The sequence below is a fragment of the Chromobacterium sp. CV08 genome, assembly GCF_051129845.1.
GTDB lineage: Bacteria > Pseudomonadota > Gammaproteobacteria > Burkholderiales > Chromobacteriaceae > Chromobacterium.
This window is the reverse complement of the sequence record NZ_CP150453.1, coordinates 32924-53100: the sequence shown is the minus strand read 5'-3', so window position 1 is coordinate 53100 and position 20177 is coordinate 32924. Positions and strand designations below refer to the sequence as shown.

The window sequence follows — 20177 nt, the reverse complement described above, 5'->3', positions numbered from 1 at the left end:
TTTGGTAGTCACCCATTTTTAATATGAGTGACTGGATTCATATATTATTTCAAGTAAAGAGCTTCGTCTGAACGATATATGATAGGTGTTTAGTCTAGAAAATGGACGAAGTTTATATGCGGAGCGCCACCGCCGCAGGACAATGTGAATGATCCGGCAAAGCCACCTATCGCACCACCAATAGCTCCAAATCCGGCACCAACACCCGTGATTCCTCCCCCAACAGCACCCGCTGTAGCCCAAACACCCGTTTGATACCAAGTATTTGCATTGTTGCCACCATTGCTAAGGGTGCAGCTTCCGGCTTGAATTCCATAAGCACCGCTTACATTTTCAATTTCAACAGTATCTAATACTATCACTTGCTAATTCCTTAGGCAGGGTGTTTGAAAAATAATGTAGATCATGGTGAGAGATGTTGCTTTTTCAGAGCGAAGTGAATAATTTATCTGTGCAAGCTAATATTATTTTTTTAAATAAGTAATAATGGCCAGTGCGAGACCGAAAAATATGGCAGATTTGACGAGTGCTGCAGGTTCGATTGAGTGAAAAAGTATAAAATTGAATAAGATTGCTAGGGCTGTAGCAATCGACACGCTGAGGAAAATTTTATAAGTCATGACACCCTTTTTATAATTTAAGCTTAACATAAAATCAGTTGCAGTTACATTTATAAATGCTAATATTTAGTTTTAGGTTTGCGCGCTCAATATTGAGCACAGCTAGGCTGTTATTTTAAGATGGCTCTGTATAAATTACCTTAAAAAGGCAATCTAACATGTGGTAAAAATGATGAGGTACTACACGAGATAGTCGCATGTCATGTTGCGAATTGTCAATGCGGAAATGTTGTTATATTTAGAGAGGTTCTGGTAATTCATGCCTCAATTTGAGCTGGGAGTGCTTAATCGTTTCGAACGCTGTCTGTGATGTTGACTGCTGCCCCGTATCGCCTATCGTGCAGCCCATTCAATTACATCTGTAAGACGTAGAGGAGCGACCTGTTGTCGTGGGATGTCCCGAATCTGTCCAATTTCATATGGTGATCAATGTTTGATAGAGCGGGTCATTAGGCTGGGTAAATGGATATTATATTTTTCTTAACCACGTGGAGATGCCAAGGCGACTCGCAGTAGCGTGAGGTCGGATATCCGCCTTATTCCTACGATTGGGAGCGATTGCATGACGAGACAGGGGCGGTGGAGTAAAGCCGAGCCTTGTCCTGCGGTTAGCTCATTGTCGTTGGATCTAACTGTGCGGCGCGCTTGCGCCTGCGCATCCAGTAGTCCAGCACCAGCCGTTCCGGCAGATTGAGCTTGAACGACGGGCAGCCGGTTTCGCCGTTGTACCAGTGTTTGGAGCAGCCGCCGCCGCACACCGGGAACAGCGGACAGCGCGGACAGGGCGAGATGCCGGTCAGGATGTCGGCATACCATTCCCGGGTGACGGCCTTGTCGTTGCGGACCCGGCTCAGGTCGCGGATATGGCCGATCTTGTATTTGGGCGCGTCGTACTTGGGCGTGTACGGAAACTCGTAGCACGGATAGACATTGCCGTAGGCGTCGTAGACTTCGGCGTCCGGCATCACCACCATGCAGGGCGCGGCGGTGCGGGCCGGCAGCACCGGATGGCATTCGAAGCCGCTGCGGATGGCGTGCTGCAGCCAGTCTATCTCCTGCGCGGCGAAATCGGCCGCCGCCAGGCTGTCGCGGTCGGCCCGGTTGCCGCCCCAGTCCACCACCGGACGGAAATCCAGCATCACGCCGCGCCGCGCCAGTCCCTTGGCGGCCAGCAGGTCGACCAGCGTCGTCACCTTGTCGTGGTTCCGGCTGTTGATGTTGATCCGTATCGTGATGCCGCTGCGATTCGCGTCGAATGCCGGCAGGCCGGTCACATCGACCAGATTCTGCAGGATGATGTCGAAACTGCCGCCGCCGGCCTTCAGCGGCCGCATCAGATCGTGGGTCTGGCCGATGCCGTCCAGCGTGATCTGGAAGCTGTTGACGTGGCAGCGATGCAGCCGCAGGTAGACGTCGGGCTTGAAGCTGAGGCCGTTGGTCACCATCGAGGCGAAGTAGCGGACGCCGGCCTGTTCGCACAGCGGCAGCAGTCGGGCGCTGATGTCTTCTATCTGCTTCAGCGCCAGTATCGGTTCGCCGCCGTACCAGTTCAGCGCCAGCTGCCGGTAGCCCTTGCGCCGCAGCGTGTCGGCGATGTGGTCGACGATCAGGGCGCCGATGTCCTCGTCCAGGTTCTGCTTGACGTGGTGCTGGCCGCAGTACACGCAGCCCAGCTGGCAATTGGCGGTGGGCTGCAGCGTCAGATTCAGCGTGTCGGTCGCGGCCACTTCTCGCCGGTTCCGTTCCAGCATGTCGAGGAATTCGTCGTCGCAGCGGGGCACCAGCACCTCGTCGGTCCGCAGCTGTTGCAGCGTTTGCGCATCGATGCGGTCGAACTCGCCGGCCAGCAGCTGCCGGTAGATTCTTTCCTTGATCAGCAGCGACTTGCCGGTCCGGCTGGCGAACAACAGGCGAGAGGGGTCGGGATGGTCGCCGGGGCTGACGATTTCGGAGGCGATCAGGTAACGGGACAGAATGTATTCGTCGCGCATTTTGATCTCCCGGAGCAAGGCGATCGGCCGGTCGCGGCGAGCAAACGCCGCGACCGGTGCCTGCTCGTTTCAGGAGGTGTAGCCGCTACTGCAGCTGACATAGCCGGACTGACACCCGACCACCACGTCGGCGTGCATGCCGCCGGAAATGGACTCCAGGTCCTGGTCGGCGACTTCGTCGATGGCATCGGCGGGGTCGTCGCGCAGTTCGTCCAGCATCGTTTGCAAAGACGGGTTCTTCATAACGGTTCTCCCTGGTGTGGCGGGCTGCTAGTTTTGACGACATCAAGCCCGGCTTCGGTCGTATCCGGATCGCCCGGCGCGCCGTTCAGTGCGGCGTGACGGCGATGCCGCGGTAACGGTGCAGCATGCCCAGCAGATAGTGGACCTTCTTTTCCGCCAGCGGGTCGTCGACCATGGCGACGATGTCCTCGACGGCGAATTTGCCGCCGCCGTTCAGCCTGTCGACCATGGCCTCAAGGCCGGGGAAATTGCCGAGCGCGATCTTGGTGCCGCGCACATAGAGCTCCAGCCGGCCGGCTTCGTCGGCCGGGCGGCACAGCATCCGGTACGGCGCTTCGACGGCGACGCGGCTGTCCGGCCGTATCGCCGGCTTGTCCTCGCGCGGAATCGGGCTGTTGCGGTAGCCGGCGTTGCTGAACAGCGAGTAGCGCAGGTCGCGGTAGACCTCGCGCATCAGCGCGCGCAGATCGCCGTCGCCGGGCAGCGCCAGCAGCGACAGCGCGGACTCGACGGTCGCGATGTCGTCCACCGGCCGCCGGTCGGCCTTCAGCATGATCCCGGACGGCCGCAGATGGGCCTCCTGGACGCGACGCAGCAGCTCGCCGGCGAAATCCTGGTCCGAGCGGTTGTAGAACCAGCAGGCGATGCCGATCGACAGCTCGTCCTGCGTACCCAGGTGGAACAGGTTTTCCGGCATGAAGTAAAGCTGGCCCTCGCCGAAGGTGTGGCGCGTGGCGCTGGGCAGATGGGGCGCGATGTCCCGGTTGTTGTAGCGCTTCGCGCCGGGCGCGGTGACGTAGTCGTCGTCGCGCCAGGTATACATGGTCTTCGGCCCCGGCCCGAGATGGAAATGGATCACGCTCTTGCCGAGGGTGTCCTTGTGTATGCCCAGCGGCGTCATGTCGTAATTGCCGATGAACACCGTGCACAGGATGCCTTCGGTCGGCATGCCTATCATCTTCAGCGCCGGCTCCAGTATGTGCGCGATCGCCTGGGACAGGCCGGGGCTGAACTTCTCGCCGCGGTTCAGGATGATGCCGAACTTGCGCTTGCCGAAGGCGCGGTCCACCCAGTCCTCGATATCCTCGTGCGGCAGCGGATGCAGGGCGAAGTGCTCGTCGAGCTCCTCGAGCTCGTCGACCTTCCGGCCGTCCAGCCACAGCCGGTAGCCGTATTTCGCCTTGTGGGTCTGGCCGAGCTCGGCCAGGATGTCCAGCACCTGGCGGCGCATCAGGCGCGCCTGGCCGGCGTCCAGCGCGTCGGCGAAGACGCAGGGCCGGCTCATCTGTTCGCTGCGGTCCAGGAAGCCGGTCCACCAGTCGGCGTCGAACTGCCGCCGCAGGCGGGCCGGGGCGAGGGGGTTCTCTATCGCGTCGTTCTCGCGGGGATGGTACATATTGTGCTCCCTGGATTGGCGAAGGCGCTCAGTCCGATGGCGGGTCCGTCCTGAGGACGCCGCGCCAGCGGAACAGCTCGTTCAGCAGGTGCAGGCCCACCTTGGCCGGCCAGCGCGGGTCCAGCAGGCCCAGCAGTTCGGTCACGGCGCAGGCCCGGCCCTGGTTCAGCCGGTCCAGCATCGCGATCAGGCCGGCGTGGCGCTTCATTTCCAGCTTGTTGCCGCGCACGTAGACGGCCATCCGGCCCGGCGTCGTCTCGCGCGTCAGGATGCGGTACGGCGCCTCCGCCTGCACCCAGTCGGCGGCTGTCAGGCCGGCCGGCGCTTCGAGGGGAAAAGGCGAGTTGCGGTAGCCGGCGTTACTGGCCAGGCAATGGCGCCAGTCCCGGTATGCCAGGCGCAGCGTCTGCTCGTAGTCCAGCCCGCGGTACTCCTCGGGCAGCCGGCGCCGGGCGAGGATGGGGTCCAGCGCGCCGGCGTCGTCCGGCGGCGACGGGTCGTGGACGATGGCCTCGTCCGGCTCGCCGTCCAGCTGCTTCAGCAGGAAGGCGTGCAGATTGTCGGCGAGCGCCCGGTTGGTGTGGGTGTATTGCCAGACGGTGACGCCGATCGACAGCTCGTCCTGCGCGCCGATGTGGTAGGTGCCCTCCGGCATGAAGAACAGGTCGCCGGCCTCGAAATGGAAGGTCCTGGCGTGCGGCTTCAGCGCGGCGAAGTCGCGTTTGCTGAGGCCCCCCTCCGCTGTCAGCCTGGCGTATTGCTCCGGCTCCCACAGATACATGGTCTTGGCGCCGGGGCCGACATGGAAGTGGATGACGTTTTCCCCGCGCTTGTCCTGGTGGATGCCGAGCGGGGTCTTGTCGTAGTCGCCGATGAAGATGCTGAACTGTATGCCCTCCCGGGGCAGGCCGATCTTGTCGAACAGCGGCGCCAGCATCCGCGCGATCTCGCGCGACAGCTCGTGGTGAAACTTCTCGCCGGAATTGAGGATGATGCCGAACGGGACGTCGGCGAAGACCCGCCGGCTCCATGCCTCCACGCTTTCCTCGGCCTGCGGGGGATGGTCGTAGACGAGGTTCATCTCGTCGTCGTCGAGCAGGCGGCCGGCCGTGTATACGCGAAAGCCGTAGCGGCGGGTGCGCAGCCGCGCCAGCGTGGCGAGGATGTCCAGCACCGCGCGCCGGAATGCGGCGATCCGGTCGGCGTCGAGCGCGTTCTTGAACACGATCGGGCGGCTCAGTTGTCTGGATTCGCTCAGAAAGCCTTCCCACCATGCTTCGTCGAAACGAGAGGCCTGTTCTTTCATCGCGTCTGTTCTCCGGAGGGCGGTGCGGGCGCGCCCGGCTGCCTGACGGCGCCGGGCGCGAGGAGGCGTCGCTTACGATGCGGCGTGATCGTGGTCGTGGTGTCCGGGCTCTACCGCTTGGCCGCCGGAAACGGCGGTTTCTTCCAGCGGGGACAGTACGGTGATGCCGAGGATGTCGGCGATGTCCTGATCCTGATCCTGTTCGACTTGGTCGATTGTCTTTTCGGTTTGCATGTTGTGCGCTCCTGAGTTGACGGTGGGTAGAAGGCGGTGTCGCCGGGGAGGACTTGGCGCGGTCCGCGCACGAATGGCGGGACGCGGACAATTCCATTGGCGACGTTGCACTATTGGACGACGTCAACAGGCGAACAACTAGGGCAATTACGCATCGGCCCGGGCGGGGGGCGCCGCCGGGATTGTCGGCATCCCGCAACAATGCGGAAAACCTTGCGTGGCTTGACGGCGGTGTCGAGGAGGGCGGAAATCCATCCGAAATGACGGCGGTCGATCTGTCCTAATGGACAGTGTGGCGAGCATGGAACGGGTAATGAGAATTTAAAGAAAGGACGGGCCTGCCGCATCTTGTCCGCCGGCATGAGGCCGGCAGCCTCCACCGTGGTTCCGATTAGTGCTATCGTCCCGGTTTTGCGTCCGAAAAATGCTTTCGGCATTTGTCGGCGGTGATGAATCATCCGCATGCGCTTGCGCGGCGTGTCCACTGAAGGCGCCCTATCCGTGTCACTTTTTCGCTCCGCCGCCCTGAGCCACGTCTCCGACCGGCGCTACGGCCGCATCGTGCTGCTGCGTCCGGCCAGCCTCGCCTGGCTGACCGGCGTTTTCGCGCTGATCGCCGTGGCCATCGTCCTGTTCTTCGCGCTGGCCAGCTATACCCGCAAGGCCCAGGTGTCGGGCGTGCTGCTGCCCAGCCAGGGGCTGATCCGGGTGCAGCCGTCGCAATCCGGCGTGGTGGCCGAGGTCAAGGTGTGGGAAGGGCAGCAGGTGCGGGCCGGCGACGTGCTGTTCGTGCTCGGCAACGAGCGCGAGAGCGCCACCCGCGGCGACGCCGGCCGCGAGATCACCGCCTTGCTGCAGTCGCGGCGCGACAGCCTGGCCGGCGATCAGGCGATGCTGCGGATGCAGGCCAGGCAGAAACAGGAGACGCTGCGGCGCAAGGCCGACGATCTGGCGGCCGAGCTGCAGCGGATGAACGAGCAGATCGGACTGCAGCGGCGGCGCGTGGCGCTGGCCGAGGACACGCTGCAGCGCAACCGCAAGCTGCTGGAGTCGCAGTTCATCTCCGCCGCCGCGCTGCAGGACAAGCAGGCCGAGGTGATAGACCAGCAGACCAAGCTGGCCGATCTGCAGCGCAACCGCGCGGCGGTGCAGAGCGACCACGACGCGGCGCTGTCCGAGCTCGGCGACCTGCAACTGCAGGCCAAGCGCGACGAGGCGGCCGCGCAGCGCGGCATGGCGGAGCTGGAGCAGGACCTGACCGAGAACGAGGCCAAGCGCAAGCTGCTGGTCAGGGCGTCCCAGGCCGGCATGGTCAGCGGCATCGTCGCCCAGGCCGGCCAGACCGTGTCGTCCGGGCAGACGCTGGCCAATCTGTCGCCGGCGGGCTCGCCGCTGGAGGCGGAGCTGTACGCGCCGTCGCGCGCCGCCGGCTTCGTCAAGCCGGGCATGGCGGTGTTGATCCGCTATCAGGCCTATCCGTATCAGAAGTTCGGCCAGTTCAAGGGCACGGTGCGCGAGGTGTCGCGCACGGCGCTGCGGCCGGAGGAGCTGTATCTGCCCGGAGGCCTGGGGGGCTCCGGCGAGCAGATGTACCGGGTCAGGGTGAGGCTGGAGCGCCAGAACGTCACCACCTACGGCCAGGCGCAGCCGTTGAAGGCCGGCATGGCGCTGGACGCCAGCGTGCTGCTGGAAAAACGCAAATTGTACGAATGGGTGCTGGAGCCGCTCTACAGCATCAGCGGAAAGGCATGACATGAGCCATCAGCAACCGATGCTGCAATTCTGGGGCCGCCGCAGGCTGCCGCTGCTGCTGCAGACCGAGGCCGCCGAATGCGGCCTGGCCAGCCTGGCGATGGTGGCCGGCTACTGGGGCCATCACATCGATCTGGCCAATATGCGCCGCCGCTTCTCGGTATCGCTGAAAGGCTCGACGCTGAAGAGCCTGATCGCGATGGCCCAGGGCCTGGGCCTGGCGTCCCGGCCGCTGAAGCTGGACCTGCAGCATCTGCCGCAGTTGAAGCTGCCCTGCGTGCTGCACTGGGACATGAACCATTTCGTCGTGTTGCGGCAGGTCGCCGCCCGCCACATCATCATCCACGATCCGGCCATAGGCGAGCGCCGCTTGACGATGGACGAGGCGTCCAAACATTTCACCGGCGTGGCGCTGGAGCTGTCGCCGGACGCGTCCTTCCAGCAGGCCAAGGAGAAGCTGGAGTTCAGCCTGTTGTCGTTGATGGGGCGGGTGGAGGGCCTGGGCAACGGGCTGGGGCAGTTGCTGCTGCTGGGCATCGCGCTGCAGGTGTGCGCGCTGGCGGCGCCGTTCTATCTGCAATGGGTGGTCGACGAGGCGCTGGTGGCGGCCGACCGCAACCTGATCACCGTGCTGGGCATCGGTTTCCTGCTGCTGGTCTTGCTGCAGACGCTGATAGGCGCGGTGCGCTCCTGGGCGACGACGGCGCTGGCCACCAGCCTGAATTTCCAGTGGCTGGGCAATGCCTTCGCCCATTTGATGCGCCTGCCGCTGCCATGGTTCGAGAAGCGCCACCTCGGCGACATCGTGTCGCGCTTCGGCTCCATCCAGACCATGCAGAAGAGCCTGACCACCCAGTTCGTCGAGGGGGTGATAGACGGCCTGCTGGTGATCGCCACGCTGGCGGTGATGCTGCTGTACAGCCCGTCGCTGGCGGCGGTCAGCCTGGTGGCGGTGGCCTTGTACGCGATGCTGCGCTGGAGCGTGTTCCGCTCGCTGCGCGAGGCGACGGCCGAGCAGATCATCCACGCCTCGCGGCAGAACACCCACTTCATCGAGTCGGCGCGCGGCGCGCAGAGCGTGCGGCTGTTCGGCCGGCAGGAGGAGCGGCGCATAGGCTGGATGAACGCGCTGGCCGAGCAGTTCAACGCCGACCTGCGCATCGCCCGGCTGAACCTGTCGTTCCAGACCGCCAACACGCTGCTGTTCGGCGCCGAGCGGGTGATCGTCGTGTGGCTGGCGGCGCTGGCGGTGATGGACAACCGCTTCTCGGTCGGCATGCTTTTCGCGTTCCTCAGCTACAAGGACCAGTTCAGCCAGCGCATCGCCGCGCTGATAGACAAGTTGTTCGAACTGAGGATGTTGAGACTGCACGGCGAGCGGGTGGCCGACATCGTGCTGACCGCGCCGGAGCCGGAGCTCAGCGACGTCGAGATCGACCCGGCCCATATCCAGCCGGCGATCGAGGTGCGCCATCTGTCCTTCCGCTACTCCGACGGCGAGCCCTATGTGCTGAAGGATCTGAATCTGGCGATTCCGGCCGGCCAGTGCCTGGCCGTCACCGGCACGTCCGGCTGCGGCAAGACCACGCTGCTGAAGCTGATCCTGGGCCTGATGGAGCCGACCGAGGGCGAGATCCTGGTCGGCGGCGTGCCGCTGCGGCAACTGGGGCTGAGCAATTACCGCAGGTTGCTGGGAACGGTGATGCAGGACGACCACCTGTTCTCCGGCTCCATTTCCGACAATATCTGCTTCTTCGATCCGCAGCCGGATTCGGCGCGCGTGCAGGAGTGCGCCAAGCTGGCGGCCATCCACGACGAAATCATGGCGATGCCGATGAACTACAACACCCTGGTCGGCGACATCGGCTCCGGCCTGTCCGGCGGCCAGAAGCAGCGCGTGCTGCTGGCGCGGGCGCTGTACAAGCAGCCCAGGCTGCTGGTGCTGGACGAGGCCACCAGCCATCTGGACGTGTGGAACGAGAAGCTGGTCAACGCCGCGGTGCGCGACATCGAAATGACGCGCATCCTGGTGGCGCACCGGCCGGAAACCATCGCGATGGCGGAACGGGTGGTGGTGCTGGAACAGGGCAGGATCGTGCAGGATCAGGCCGGAATCGGCGTCAATGAGCGCCAGGAATCGTGGATGACGAAAACATGAGCCGTAAAATGGCGGCCGATCTGCAATATCGTGCCGTTTCCGATTTCGGAGAATGGCGGCAAATAGTCGGCAAAATGTTGCAAAAATACATAAATGTCATGAATTTGCGTTAAATCTTTTTCTCTTTTGTTTCTGCACTGTTAAATTTTGTTTTCATGCTGAGTGCATGAATAACAAACATAAACAACAGCGGTGCTACAAGAGAGAAAAGGAATCGTGATGATCAGGAAGTACTCGCCCCGGCATGCCGGCGCACTGGCGCTGAGCCTGGGGCTGGCGGGCGCGCTCGCCGGATGCGGAGGAGGCGGCGGCTCCTCCAGTGACAACGCCAGCGCCAGCAATTTCGCCGGCGCCTCCCTGGCGCTGGACGTGTACGGCGCCCGCGGCGGCACGCTGACCGCGGTCAGCAGCAACTGCCCGAACAATCTGGCCGTCGGCTGGAGCAGCCCGGGGCGGGTCGGTCCGCTGCGCGGCGCCAGCATAGACGACCCGGATCCGACCACCCCGCTGACCGTCAGCGCCAGCTGCGGCAATCTCAGCACCATGGTGACGCTGGCCGCGCAGAACGTGTTCGCCGCGCCGTCGGTGTTCGCCGTCGCCAAGTCCGACGGCTCGCTGGCGGTATGGGGCAGCAGCCGGCTGGGCGGCGACACCTCGGTCCTGCGGACGCAGCCGCGCAATGTGGTCAAGGTGGTCGGCAGCGAGCGCGCCTGGGCCGCGCTGCAGGCCGACGGCACCGTGGTGACCTGGGGCCGCGCGGGCTCCGGCGGCAGCTATGCCGGCACGCCGGGCGCCGGCAGCGCCGACAGCACGGCGCCGGTGGCACCGCTGAGCAAGGTGCGCAATATCTGGGCGCTCAAACGCGGCTTCGTCGCATTGAACGGCGACGGCAGCGCCACCGCCTGGGGCAATCTGGAGAAGACTTTCGACGGCAACGGCGGCAGCGCCTCGGTGGCGTCGTATTTCACGCCGACGACGCTTGCGCAGTTCAGCGATGTGGTCGACGTCAGCTATTCCGAAGGCGCGGCGGCGGCGCTGAAGCGCGACGGCACTGTGTTCGCCTGGGGCGACGAGGTTTCCGGCGGCGACGTTACGCCGGTGGCGGCCCAGCTGCACGACGTCGTGAAAATCTATTCCACCGACTACAGCTTCACCGCGCTGCGCAAGGACGGCAGCCTGGTGAGCTGGGGTCTGGACTGGGACAGCGACGATCTCTACACCGGCGCCCAGACGATGCCGCAGGCCAATCTGTCGCTGATCAGCAACCGCAACGTGATCGCCGCGCTGAGCCAGAGCGGCGTGGTGTCGGCGATAGGCGGCGTCATGTTCGACCGCGGCGCCGATCTCAGCGGCTTCGCCGGCGGGCTGAACAATGTCGCCAAGGTGTTCGCCAGCAAGACCGCCTTCGCCGCGCTGAGGCGCGACGGCACCGTGGTCAGCTGGGGCGATGCCCAGCGCAACAATGTGGCCAGCGTGCAGGCGCAGCTGAGCAATGTGCTGACCGTGGCCAGCACCGAGACCGCCTTCGCCGCGCTGAGGCGCGACGGCACCGTGGTCAGCTGGGGCGACGAGACCCGCGGCGGCGACAGTTCGGCCGTGCAGCCGCAGCTGAACAATGTGGTGGCGCTGTTCTCCAACGACTATGCCTTCGCCGCGCTGAAGCGGGACGGCACCGTGGTCAGCTGGGGCGCCGCGGCCCACGGCGGCGACAGCTCGGCGGCGCAGCCCAGGCTGCGGAACATCCGCGCGATCTACGCCACCGCGCTCGGCGGCTTCCTGGCGGTGGCCAAGGACGGCAGCTTCGTCAACTGGGGCAGTCCGTCCGCAGGCGGCGGCGCGGTCCCGGCCGGCCTGACCGTCATCCCGTATCTGAAGAGCTGAGCGCGCGTCGCGAGCAAAAGGAGTTTTTCGTGAAGATTCATCATCTGATTTCGGGCCTGCTGTTGGCGGGCCTGGGCGCGGGCGCGGCGCAAGCGGCCCCGGGCGGGCCCGAGGTGGCCGGCATCATCGTCAAGTACAAGCAGAACTCGCAGGGCCAGCTGGCCCGCCAGGCCGCCAGCCTGCCGCGCGGGCAGGCGCTGCCGGCCCGTCCCGGCGATTTCGCGCTGCGCGCCCGCCAGTTGCAGCAGATCACCGGCCTGCCGCTGCAATTCCATCACCAGATGGGCACCGGCGCCTATGTGTTCAACAGCGGCCAGCCGCTGACGCCGGCAGAGGCGCGGACGCTGTCGCGCCGCATCCAGCAGCAGGACCCGACGGTGGAGTACGCCGAGCCCAACTTCATCAAGCAGGCCAATTTCACGCCGTCCAGCCCGATGTTCGCCGCCCAGCAATGGGATATGCAGGACAAGGCCGTCCAGCCCGGCTCGTTGAATCTGCCGGCGGCCTGGGACATCACCCAGGGCCAGGGCGTGACGGTGGCGGTGCTGGACACCGGCTACCGCCCGCACAAGGACCTGGTGGCCAATCTGCTGCAGCCGGGCTACAACTTCGTGTCCGACCCGGCCTCGGCCCGCCTGGTGGTGGGACCGGACGGCAAGACCGCGCGCCAGGCCAATGCGCAGGACCAGGGCGACTGGGCGGCGGCCGGCGATTGCCGCGCCGGCTCGCCGGCCTCCGACAGCAGCTGGCACGGCACGCACGTGGCCGGCACCATCGCTGCGGCCGGCGGCGGCGGCCAGGGCCTGACCGGCGTGGCGCCGCAGGCCAAGCTGCTGCCGCTGCGGGTGCTGGGCCGCTGCGGCGGCAACGACGCCGACATCGCCGACGCGATGCTGTGGGCGGTCGGCGGCACCGTGCCCGGCCTGCCGGCCAATACGACGCCGGCGCGCATCATCAGCATGTCGCTGGGCGGCAGCCAGCCGTGCACGCGGACCTACCGCGAAGTGATACAGCAGGTGGCCGCGCGCAACGGCATCGTGGTGGTGGCGGCCGGCAATGCGATGCGCAACACCCGCGACTTCGCCCCGGCCAGCTGCCCGGGCGTGATCACCGTGGCGGCCAACGGCATGAACGGCGGCATCGCCTCCTACTCCAACTACGGGGCGATGGTGGCGGTGACGGCGCCGGGCGGCGACTTCATCGGCAACGATCCGGGCATCATCTCGACGCTGAACGACGGCAAGACCGCGCCGGGCAACGACAGCTATGCAGGGGACCGCGGCACCTCGATGGCCACGCCGCATGTCGCCGGCCTGGTGGCGCTGATGCTGTCGGTCAATCCGTCGCTGGACTGGAAGGCCGTCCGCAAGCTGCTGATCCAGACGTCGCGGCCGCCGGCGACCGACTGCGAAGGCTGCTCGGCCGGCCTGGTGGACGCCGCCGCGGCGGTGAAGGCGGCGCAGAACTACCGCTGAGCGGAACGCGCGCGCGAACCGGCCTTTCTAGGCCGGTTTTTTCATGTCGGCGGAGGATTCAGGCCGGACGCAGCCGGCCGTCCAGCGGCGCGGCGATCACGTCGGCGATGCGGCAGCGCGCGGCGTCCGGGTGCTGGGGGTTCAACAGCAGATTCCAGCCGTCCACCGCCAGCGCGCTGGGCACCCGGAGCAGCGCGCTGGGCGCCCGGGCCAGCCAGGCGTCGCCGATCCGGCGGGTCTCCTGCTGGCGCGCGCGCCAGTCGTCCGGCAAGGCGGCCGGGTCCAGATCCAGGATGGCCTCGTCCGGCAGTTCCACCTTCAGCAACTGGAAGCGGGCCGGCAGCGCGCGCAACTCGCTGTGGACCAGCATCTCCAGCATCGCGCTGGCGGCGTGGTCGGCCAGGTAGACGACGGGGCGGCCGGCGTGGTGCCAGCGGCCGTCGGCGCGCAGCCCGCCCAGGCCGTTCAGATCGGCGTAGTTGCTGATGCGCCAGCCGATCACGCGACGTAGCCCTCGTCGATCTGGGTCAGCAGGTTTTCCACCAGCCGCGCGCCCTGCTCGGTCTGCGCCAGCGTCAGCGGGCTTTCGCCGTCGAAGCGGCGCAGCGGTTGCCTCAGCCAGCCTGTGGCCTCCTCGCCCAGCACCTGCTGCGCCAGTGCCAGCAGGCTGGCCACCCGCACGCCGCGCTCGGACTCGTCGCGGCTCAGCCTTTCCTGTTTCTTGATCCGGTGGGACAACGTGCGCGCCGGGATCACGAATTCCAGCTCCTTGCGGGTCAGGCCCTCGATGATCAGGCATTCGATCAGGTCGGGATTGGCGCCATTGGCCACATAGCGCGCCAGCTCCAGGTCGGAATGCACCGGTTGGCCGATCAGCCGCGACAGCCGGGCGAAGCGCAGCGCCAGCGCGCGCGGTTGTTCCGGCAGCGGGCCGGCGTCGGGTTTGAATGTGGCTTGGGACATGGGGGCCTCCATCGGCGTTTGCCTGTTCAGTATCGGCATTTTGCCCGGATGGAACAAGCCCACCCGGCGGCGGGCGGCTTTGTCAGAGGGTCCAGTCCAGACTGCCCGGCGCCGGGCAGGTCCACGAGGCCTGCAGGCGCTGGCGGATTTCGGCCAGCGATTGCCTGATCAGCAGCTCGCCGTCGCGGAACACCGGACGCAGCGCGCCGCCTTCGGCCTCGGCCGGCGTCTGCTGCTGGTACAGCACGTAGCGGCCGTCCTCTTCCTCCACCCGCAGCAGGCCGCGCGCCGATTTCTTGGTGCCGTCGTCGGTGGCCGGGTCCTTGTAGATGTCGACGGCCTCGCCGTCCACCTCGGCGTAGATCGCCTTCAGCGCGTAGCCGAAGGTGTCGCGGGAATTCATGCCGTAGACGAAGCTGCCGATGCCGAACACCACATTGCAGGAGGCGAAGCCCTTGTCGGCCAGCCGCAGCAGGATGTCGCGCGCGCGCGGCAGCGTGATCGAATCGCCGTAGATCAGGCCGACATGGCTGTCCAGCACGCGGTAGCCGCGCTCGGTCACGGTACCGCCGAAGATGTCCCACAGACACTCCACCGCGCCCTTGCGCTCGGCTTCGCCGATGGGGCGACCGTCGTCGCGCGCGGTGCAGTTGCCGGCCGCGTCGAACAGCAGCTCGTCGTCGCGGTAGCCGGTGAGGATCTTCACCGGGTCGCCGGAGTCCGGGCGGAACACCACCTTGGCGTTGCCCAGCGCGTCCGGACGGCGGGCCAGGATGTCGTCCTTCAGTTCACGGGCGATCACGGTGACCACGTTCCAGAAGTCGAAGGTGTCGGACACGATGGACACCATGCCCGACGGGTAGTCGCGGTTGACGAATTCGCGCACCACCTCGCGTTCGGCCAACCGGCGCAGCGCCTTGTCGTCGAGGCCGCCGTGCGCCGGCATCCGCGCCAGCCGCTGCTGCGTCAGCAGGATGCGCAGCGCCATCACGCTGTGCTCGGACGCCGGGATGGAGCCGCCGACCAGCTCGCCCTCGGCGTCGGCGCCGTAATAATCCTCCAGATAGTCCAGCGCCGGGATGGTGTCGGTGCCGGTGAAGGACAGCAAGTGGCCGGCGCCGCAGCGCATCGCGTCGTGGACGCCGCTCATGCCGCGCATCGAGAAATCGTGGCCCTGCCAGTCGACGAAGTCCTGCGGCGCGCCGGTCAGACCGGCGAAGTAAGTCAGCAGCTTGCGGAATTCGAAGGCGATGGTGGCCACGGTGGACGGCTTCCAGCTCTCGCAGCTGAACAGCGTCTCAAAATAGGTGGCCACCCAGGGGAAGTCCGGATGGGTGTTGGCGAAGGTGACCGGCGGCACCTTGATGTCCACCCGCGCGCCTTCCGGCAGCGAGCGGATCTCCAGCGGCAGATAGCCCAGCGCGTGCAGCGCCTCCAGCCGGCCGCCGTCCACCGCGCCGGCGCCTAGCGCCGTGTCCATCCGGCGCTGATAGCGGCGCACCGCGTCCGCCTTCGGTCGCCGGAAGAATTCGCGCTCGAACAGGTCTATCAGGTATTCCTCGATGAAGCCCTGCAGGCCGAACCACACCACCTTGTCGTCGAACAGCTGCGGCAGCACCGGCGCGTACTTGGCCGAGCGCGGCGTGAAGTTGGCCACCAGCCGGGTGGTTTCGCGCGGGTACATCGCCGGGTGGCCGGTCTTGTAGAAGTCGGCCAGATTGAACGGGACAGGCTGCTTCTTGTTTTCGGCGGTTTTCGGGGCGGTCATCATGGTTCTCCTCAAGATCTGTCTTTCCAGGATTGGGCGTATCGCTTAAACAAGACGGCAGCGGGCGTCGCCGCTCCAGTCGTTGCGGGCGAACACGGCGTCGAAGCGTTCCAGCAGCCGGTCCAGGCCGCGGCTGAAGATGCCGTGGGTCACGTACAGGTACAGCGGCGCGGTCCTGCCTTCCGTCGCCTGGCGCGCGGCGATGGCCTCGGCCAGGCCGACGAAGGTGCCGCCGCCGTCGCAGATGTCGTCGACCACCAGCAGCGGGCCGTCCGGCAGCGCGCCGTGCAACTCGATGCCGCTGATCTTGCCGGTGGCGGTGTCGCGCACCTTGTCGGCGCAGATGGCGCCGCAGCCCAGCTGTTGCGCCAGCTTCAGCACCCGCTTGCGGGCGCCGGCGTCAGGCGCCACCAGCGTGGCCGGGCCGACGGCCTCCAGCGCGCGGCGCAGCGCCGGCAGCGGATCGTCCACCTCCACCCGGTCCAGCAGCGCGATCACCACATCGCTGTGCGGGTCCTGGATCACCACCCGGCTGTAGCCCTGCTGGTTGATCAGGCCGCAGAACACCTTGGCCGACAGCGCCTCGCCCGGATTGGCCACCCGGTCCTGGCGGGCGTAGGGCACATAGGGCAGGCGGAGCGCAATCGGCAGGCCGGGATAGGCGCGGCGCAGCGCGTCGGTCGCCATCAGCAGCGCCATCGTCTCGCCGGCGTCGCGCAAGTCGGCGCGGATGCAGAGCGAGGCGGCCGGCGCGCCGGTTTCCACCGTCGCGTGCACTTCGCCGCCGGGGAAGGTGAAGACGTCCAGCTTCAGCGCTGCTTGCTGGCCGTTTTGAGAGTGGTAGCTGACGGTGATCATCGCGTGGGTCCTTTGCATGGGCGAAGCCGCGCGGCTGGGCGGCCTTTCTTAGTCGTTTTTTTCAACTAACTTGACGCAGCATATCTTTCTTAGTTGAAATTTGCAACTAAGTTGGCGAAAATACCAAAACAGACAAGATTGAACGGACAGGCCATGCACACTTCCCGACCCACCCCCATCGTCAGCGTGGACGTCGTCCTCCTCACCCTGCACCAGGGCAAGCTGCAGGCGGCGCTGCACCGGCGCGACCGCCAGCCGTTCCAGGGCAGCCTGGCCCTGCCCGGCGGCTATGTGCATCCGGAAGAGGACGGCTCGGCCGAAGCCACCGCGCTTCGCGTGCTGCGCGAGAAAACCGGCGTGGCGCCGCGCTATCTGGAGCAGTTGTGCACCTTCGCCGGTCCGGCGCGCGATCCGCGCGGCTGGTCGGTGGCCATCTCGCACGTCGCGCTGATGCCGCACGAGGCTTTGAGCCAGGCCGGCGCCGAGGTCTTCCACTTCTACGATGTCGACCAGCTGCCCGAGCTGGCCTTCGACCACGCCGAACAGATCCGCGCGGCGGTGGAGCGGGTGCGCAACAAGGCCAGCTATTCGACGCTGCCGTGCTGGCTGCTGCCGGAGCGCTTCACGCTGACCCAGCTGCAACGCACCTACGAGCAGATCTTCGGCGAGACGGTGTCGCGCGGCACCTTCCGCTCCCGCCTGGGCATCAAGGTCGGCGACATGCGTCCGGGCGAATCGGCCGACCAGGCCGATATCCTGATCGCCACCGACCAGTTCCAGGGCGGCAGCCAGCGTCCGGCCCGCCTGTTCCGGGTCAACCAGCTCAGCCTGTTCCGCCGCGCCCGCTGGTAGCCGGGTGGCCGGCCGGCGGGGCGCGGCGTATCATCGCCCCCCTCCGCCTGTTCAACGTTCCCAGCGGAGACGGCCAGCGGAAATGGTCCCGGGACGCTCGCAAAAGACTTTGAACAGGCACTTATGCGGCATCGGTAATCATTCCTTTGTGCTAGAGCGTTTCCTACGTTACCTTCGAGACTGGGGAGCGAGCGCCATCGGCGACTATCGACTCTCTCCGCGATGAATAGCAGACAATCGGACGGGCCGGCATCGGGCGGCGCGCCATCCGGCAAGAGGTGAATCATGATTGCAACCATCAAGGGCAAGATACTGGCCGGTTCCGGCCTGCTGATCCTGATCGGCTTTACCGTGTTGGCGGGGGCCAATATCTACAACAGCTACCGCAACGCGGAAGACGCGGTGCTGGAGCATGCGCGCCTGCTGGCGGACAGCGAGGCCGGCCGCGTGCAGCGCATGCTGGGCAAAACCTATGATTCCGCGCAGGCGATGGCCGAGGCGGCGGCCGGCGTGAAGGCCGCGCTGCCGGCCAACGGACGTTCGCTGCTGTCCGAGGTGGTGAAGCGCCAGTTGCCCAACAACCCGGACGCGGTCGGCTACTGGGTGGACTGGGAGCCGAATGCCTTCGACGGCCGCGACGCCGAGCTGGCCGGCAAGCCGGAAAACGACCACACCGGCCGCTACGGCGTGTACTGGTTCCGCAAAGCCGGCAAGGTGGACGTGGTGTGGGGCAGCGACGGCGTGGACGAAAGCGCCTACTACACCGAGCCGCGCAAGACCGGCAAGCCTATGCTGACCGAACCCTACGTCGACCCTGACGTGAAGATCCTGATGGGCACCATCTCCTTCCCGCTCAATATCGGCGGCAAGGTGCTGGGCGTGGCAGGCTGCGACATCGCGCTGGGACACCTGCAGGAAATGGCGGCCAAGGTGCAGCCCTACGGCGCGGGCTTCATGAGCCTGTACTCCAACGGCGGCGTGCAGCTGGCCGGCCGTCAGCCCGGCTTGAACGGCAAGGCCGCGCCGGACCTGCCGGCCGAGGCCAAGGCGGCGATCAAGGACGGCCGCCCGGCCGAGTACCGCAGCGACGACGGCTTCCGCCACTTCATCATGCCCATCGTTGTCGGCGAGGCCGGCACGCCGTGGGCGGTGCGCATCTCCATTCCCGAGGACGAGGCCTTCGCCCCGGTGCGCGCGGCCAGCTGGCAGTCGGCCTTGATCAGCCTGGGCATCCTGGTGCTGATCCTGCTGCTCCTGGGCGCCACGCTGAACCAGCTGCTGCGCCCGTTGGGCCGGCTGCAGGGCGCGATGACCGAGCTGGCCTCGGGCAGCGGCGACCTGACCCGCGAACTGTCCATCGCCAGCCGCGACGAGATCGGCCAGGCCGCCGGCGCCTTCAATACCTTCACCGGCTCGCTGCGCAGGATGATGCTGGACGTGCGCCGCCACGCCGGCGACATGCTGGGCTCGGTGCGCCAGCTGTCCGGCGACGTCAACCAGATCCGCGACAGTTCGGCCCGCCAGTCCCAGGCGGCCAACGCCACCGCGGCCAGCGTCGAGCAGCTGTCGGTCAGCGTCACCCACATCGCCGAATCGGCGCGGGTGGCCGAGCAGCGCGCCCGCGAGGCGGACACCCTGTCCAGCCAGGCCGCCGCCAATGTGGACGCCACCGCGGCGGAGATCGGCCGCATCGCCGGCACCGTGCGCCAGCTGGCCGAGGTGCTGGGCGGCATGCAGCAGCGCTCCGACCGCATTTCCGGCATCGTCTCGGTGATCCGCGACATCGCCGACCAGACCAATCTGCTGGCCCTGAACGCGGCGATCGAGGCCGCCCGCGCCGGTGAGCAGGGCCGCGGCTTCGCGGTGGTGGCCGACGAGGTGCGCAAGCTGGCCGAACGCACCGCTAAGGCCACGCTGGAAATCTCCGATGTGATCCAGACCATGCAGAAAGACACCGCCCACGCGTCCGACAGCATGAACGGCGCGCTGGAACAGGTGGAACAGGGCGTGAGGCTGGCCGGCGAATCGTCGCAATCGATCCAGCAGATCAGCGGCCAGGCGCAGCAGGTGGTGCACGCGGTGGGCGACATCGCCGTCTCCACCGCCGAGCAGTCCAGCGCCAGCCAGGAGATCGCCCGCCACATCGAAAACATCCACGGCATGCTGCTGCAGACCGACGACTCCATCCATCAGGCGCAACAGGCCACGGTGGCGCTGGCGCGGCTGGGCGAGGAGCTGGAAAGCCTGATCGGCCGCTTCAAGCTGTAAGCGGCACGCCGTCGGCGGCAAGCGGTTCCGCCGACGCGTCCCAGTGCCGCAGCAGCGCGGCCAGCGCCTGCTCCGCCTCGCCTGCCTGCTCGTCCCGGCCCTGCGCCCGGTAGCGGGCGATGGCGGCGCGCATGCCGGCCAGCAGATCGAAACGCTCGCCGCGGGCCTCGCCATGCAGGATGTCGAACAGATGGCTGGCGGCCGGCAGCAGCAGCGCCGCGCGCTGGCCCAGCGTGATGGCGCCGGCGCGCATCAGTTCGCCGGACAGGTCCAGGCATTCCTGCTCGCTGATGCGGGTGGGGTCGATGGTCGCGGCGGCCTGGTCCGGGCCGGAGCGGCAAAACGGGACGATGCGCATCGCTAGCCTCCTTGGCGGCGTGAAAGCCCGGTTGTACCGTGTGTTCGGCGTCAG

At 66.2% G+C, this 20177-nt stretch carries 17 protein-coding genes; 6 read left to right on the top strand and 11 right to left on the bottom strand.

The window, feature by feature from the left end; genetic code table 11:
* Positions 1-89 precede the first annotated feature (89 nt).
* From WNM05_RS00195 to WNM05_RS00170, 6 genes are all read right to left on the bottom strand, one after another.
* Entirely contained in the window at positions 90-362 is a 273-nt protein-coding gene (locus WNM05_RS00195) for a hypothetical protein (protein ID WP_434631366.1), read from the bottom strand.
* Positions 363-1228: 866 nt separating this feature from the next.
* Complete coding sequence (locus WNM05_RS00190; protein WP_434631363.1) at positions 1229-2611, bottom strand: radical SAM protein; 1383 nt, start codon at positions 2609-2611, stop codon at positions 1229-1231.
* A gap of 69 nt (positions 2612-2680) precedes the next feature.
* Entirely contained in the window at positions 2681-2854 is a 174-nt protein-coding gene (locus tag WNM05_RS00185) for a hypothetical protein (protein ID WP_434631360.1), read from the bottom strand.
* 85 nt (positions 2855-2939) lie between these two features.
* The gene (locus WNM05_RS00180) at positions 2940-4250 is read right to left on the bottom strand and encodes a hypothetical protein (protein WP_434631357.1); all 1311 of its coding nucleotides are present in this window, start codon (positions 4248-4250) and stop codon (positions 2940-2942) included.
* A gap of 28 nt (positions 4251-4278) precedes the next feature.
* A complete protein-coding gene (locus tag WNM05_RS00175) occupies positions 4279-5556 on the bottom strand; it encodes a hypothetical protein (protein ID WP_434631354.1) in 1278 nt (425 codons plus the stop codon).
* A 72-nt stretch (positions 5557-5628) separates the two neighbouring features.
* The gene (locus tag WNM05_RS00170; RefSeq protein WP_434631352.1) at positions 5629-5790 is read right to left on the bottom strand and encodes a hypothetical protein; all 162 of its coding nucleotides are present in this window, start codon (positions 5788-5790) and stop codon (positions 5629-5631) included.
* Positions 5791-6291: 501 nt separating this feature from the next.
* Between WNM05_RS00170 and WNM05_RS00165 the strand changes: the two genes are divergently transcribed.
* The 4 genes from WNM05_RS00165 to WNM05_RS00150 all read left to right on the top strand — a co-directional run bounded on the left by WNM05_RS00165 (position 6292) and on the right by WNM05_RS00150 (position 13056).
* Positions 6292-7542 (top strand): HlyD family secretion protein, encoded by a 1251-nt coding sequence (locus WNM05_RS00165; RefSeq protein ID WP_434631349.1) that lies wholly within the window; start codon positions 6292-6294, stop codon positions 7540-7542.
* Between the two features lies 1 nt (position 7543).
* Positions 7544-9700 (top strand): peptidase domain-containing ABC transporter, encoded by a 2157-nt coding sequence (locus WNM05_RS00160; RefSeq protein ID WP_434631346.1) that lies wholly within the window; start codon positions 7544-7546, stop codon positions 9698-9700.
* Positions 9701-9919: 219 nt separating this feature from the next.
* Positions 9920-11581, top strand: coding sequence for a hypothetical protein (locus WNM05_RS00155; protein ID WP_434631344.1), 1662 nt, complete (start codon positions 9920-9922; stop codon positions 11579-11581).
* Between the two features lie 29 nt (positions 11582-11610).
* Positions 11611-13056, top strand: coding sequence for a S8 family peptidase (locus WNM05_RS00150; RefSeq protein ID WP_434631342.1), 1446 nt, complete (start codon positions 11611-11613; stop codon positions 13054-13056).
* A 58-nt stretch (positions 13057-13114) separates the two neighbouring features.
* Here the strand turns inward: WNM05_RS00150 and WNM05_RS00145 are convergent, their stop codons facing one another.
* The 4 genes from WNM05_RS00145 to WNM05_RS00130 all read right to left on the bottom strand — a co-directional run bounded on the left by WNM05_RS00145 (position 13115) and on the right by WNM05_RS00130 (position 16663).
* Positions 13115-13558, bottom strand: a complete 444-nt coding sequence (locus WNM05_RS00145; RefSeq protein ID WP_434631339.1) for an RES family NAD+ phosphorylase — start codon at positions 13556-13558, stop codon at positions 13115-13117.
* On the bottom strand, positions 13555-14019 hold the full coding sequence (locus WNM05_RS00140; RefSeq protein WP_434631336.1) for an antitoxin Xre/MbcA/ParS toxin-binding domain-containing protein: 465 nt from the start codon (positions 14017-14019) through the stop codon (positions 13555-13557). The genes WNM05_RS00145 and WNM05_RS00140 overlap by 4 nt, the downstream gene beginning before the upstream one ends.
* Positions 14020-14101: 82 nt before the next feature.
* A complete protein-coding gene (locus WNM05_RS00135; protein WP_434631333.1) occupies positions 14102-15787 on the bottom strand; it encodes a nicotinate phosphoribosyltransferase in 1686 nt (561 codons plus the stop codon).
* 45 nt (positions 15788-15832) lie between these two features.
* Positions 15833-16663 (bottom strand): ribose-phosphate pyrophosphokinase-like domain-containing protein, encoded by an 831-nt coding sequence (locus WNM05_RS00130; protein WP_434631331.1) that lies wholly within the window; start codon positions 16661-16663, stop codon positions 15833-15835.
* A gap of 135 nt (positions 16664-16798) precedes the next feature.
* On the opposite strand from WNM05_RS00130, the gene WNM05_RS00125 reads away from it, so the two are divergent.
* Both WNM05_RS00125 and WNM05_RS00120 read left to right on the top strand, forming a co-directional pair.
* Positions 16799-17497 carry an NUDIX hydrolase gene (locus tag WNM05_RS00125; RefSeq protein ID WP_434631328.1) on the top strand — a complete coding sequence of 233 codons (699 nt, stop codon included), beginning with the start codon at positions 16799-16801 and terminating at the stop codon, positions 17495-17497.
* A 285-nt stretch (positions 17498-17782) separates the two neighbouring features.
* Positions 17783-19765 (top strand): methyl-accepting chemotaxis protein, encoded by a 1983-nt coding sequence (locus WNM05_RS00120; protein ID WP_434631325.1) that lies wholly within the window; start codon positions 17783-17785, stop codon positions 19763-19765.
* On the opposite strand, the gene WNM05_RS00115 is transcribed toward WNM05_RS00120, so the two are convergent.
* The gene (locus WNM05_RS00115; protein ID WP_434631322.1) at positions 19755-20123 is read right to left on the bottom strand and encodes a hypothetical protein; all 369 of its coding nucleotides are present in this window, start codon (positions 20121-20123) and stop codon (positions 19755-19757) included. The genes WNM05_RS00120 and WNM05_RS00115 overlap by 11 nt on opposite strands.
* Between the last annotated feature and the right edge of the window lie 54 nt (positions 20124-20177).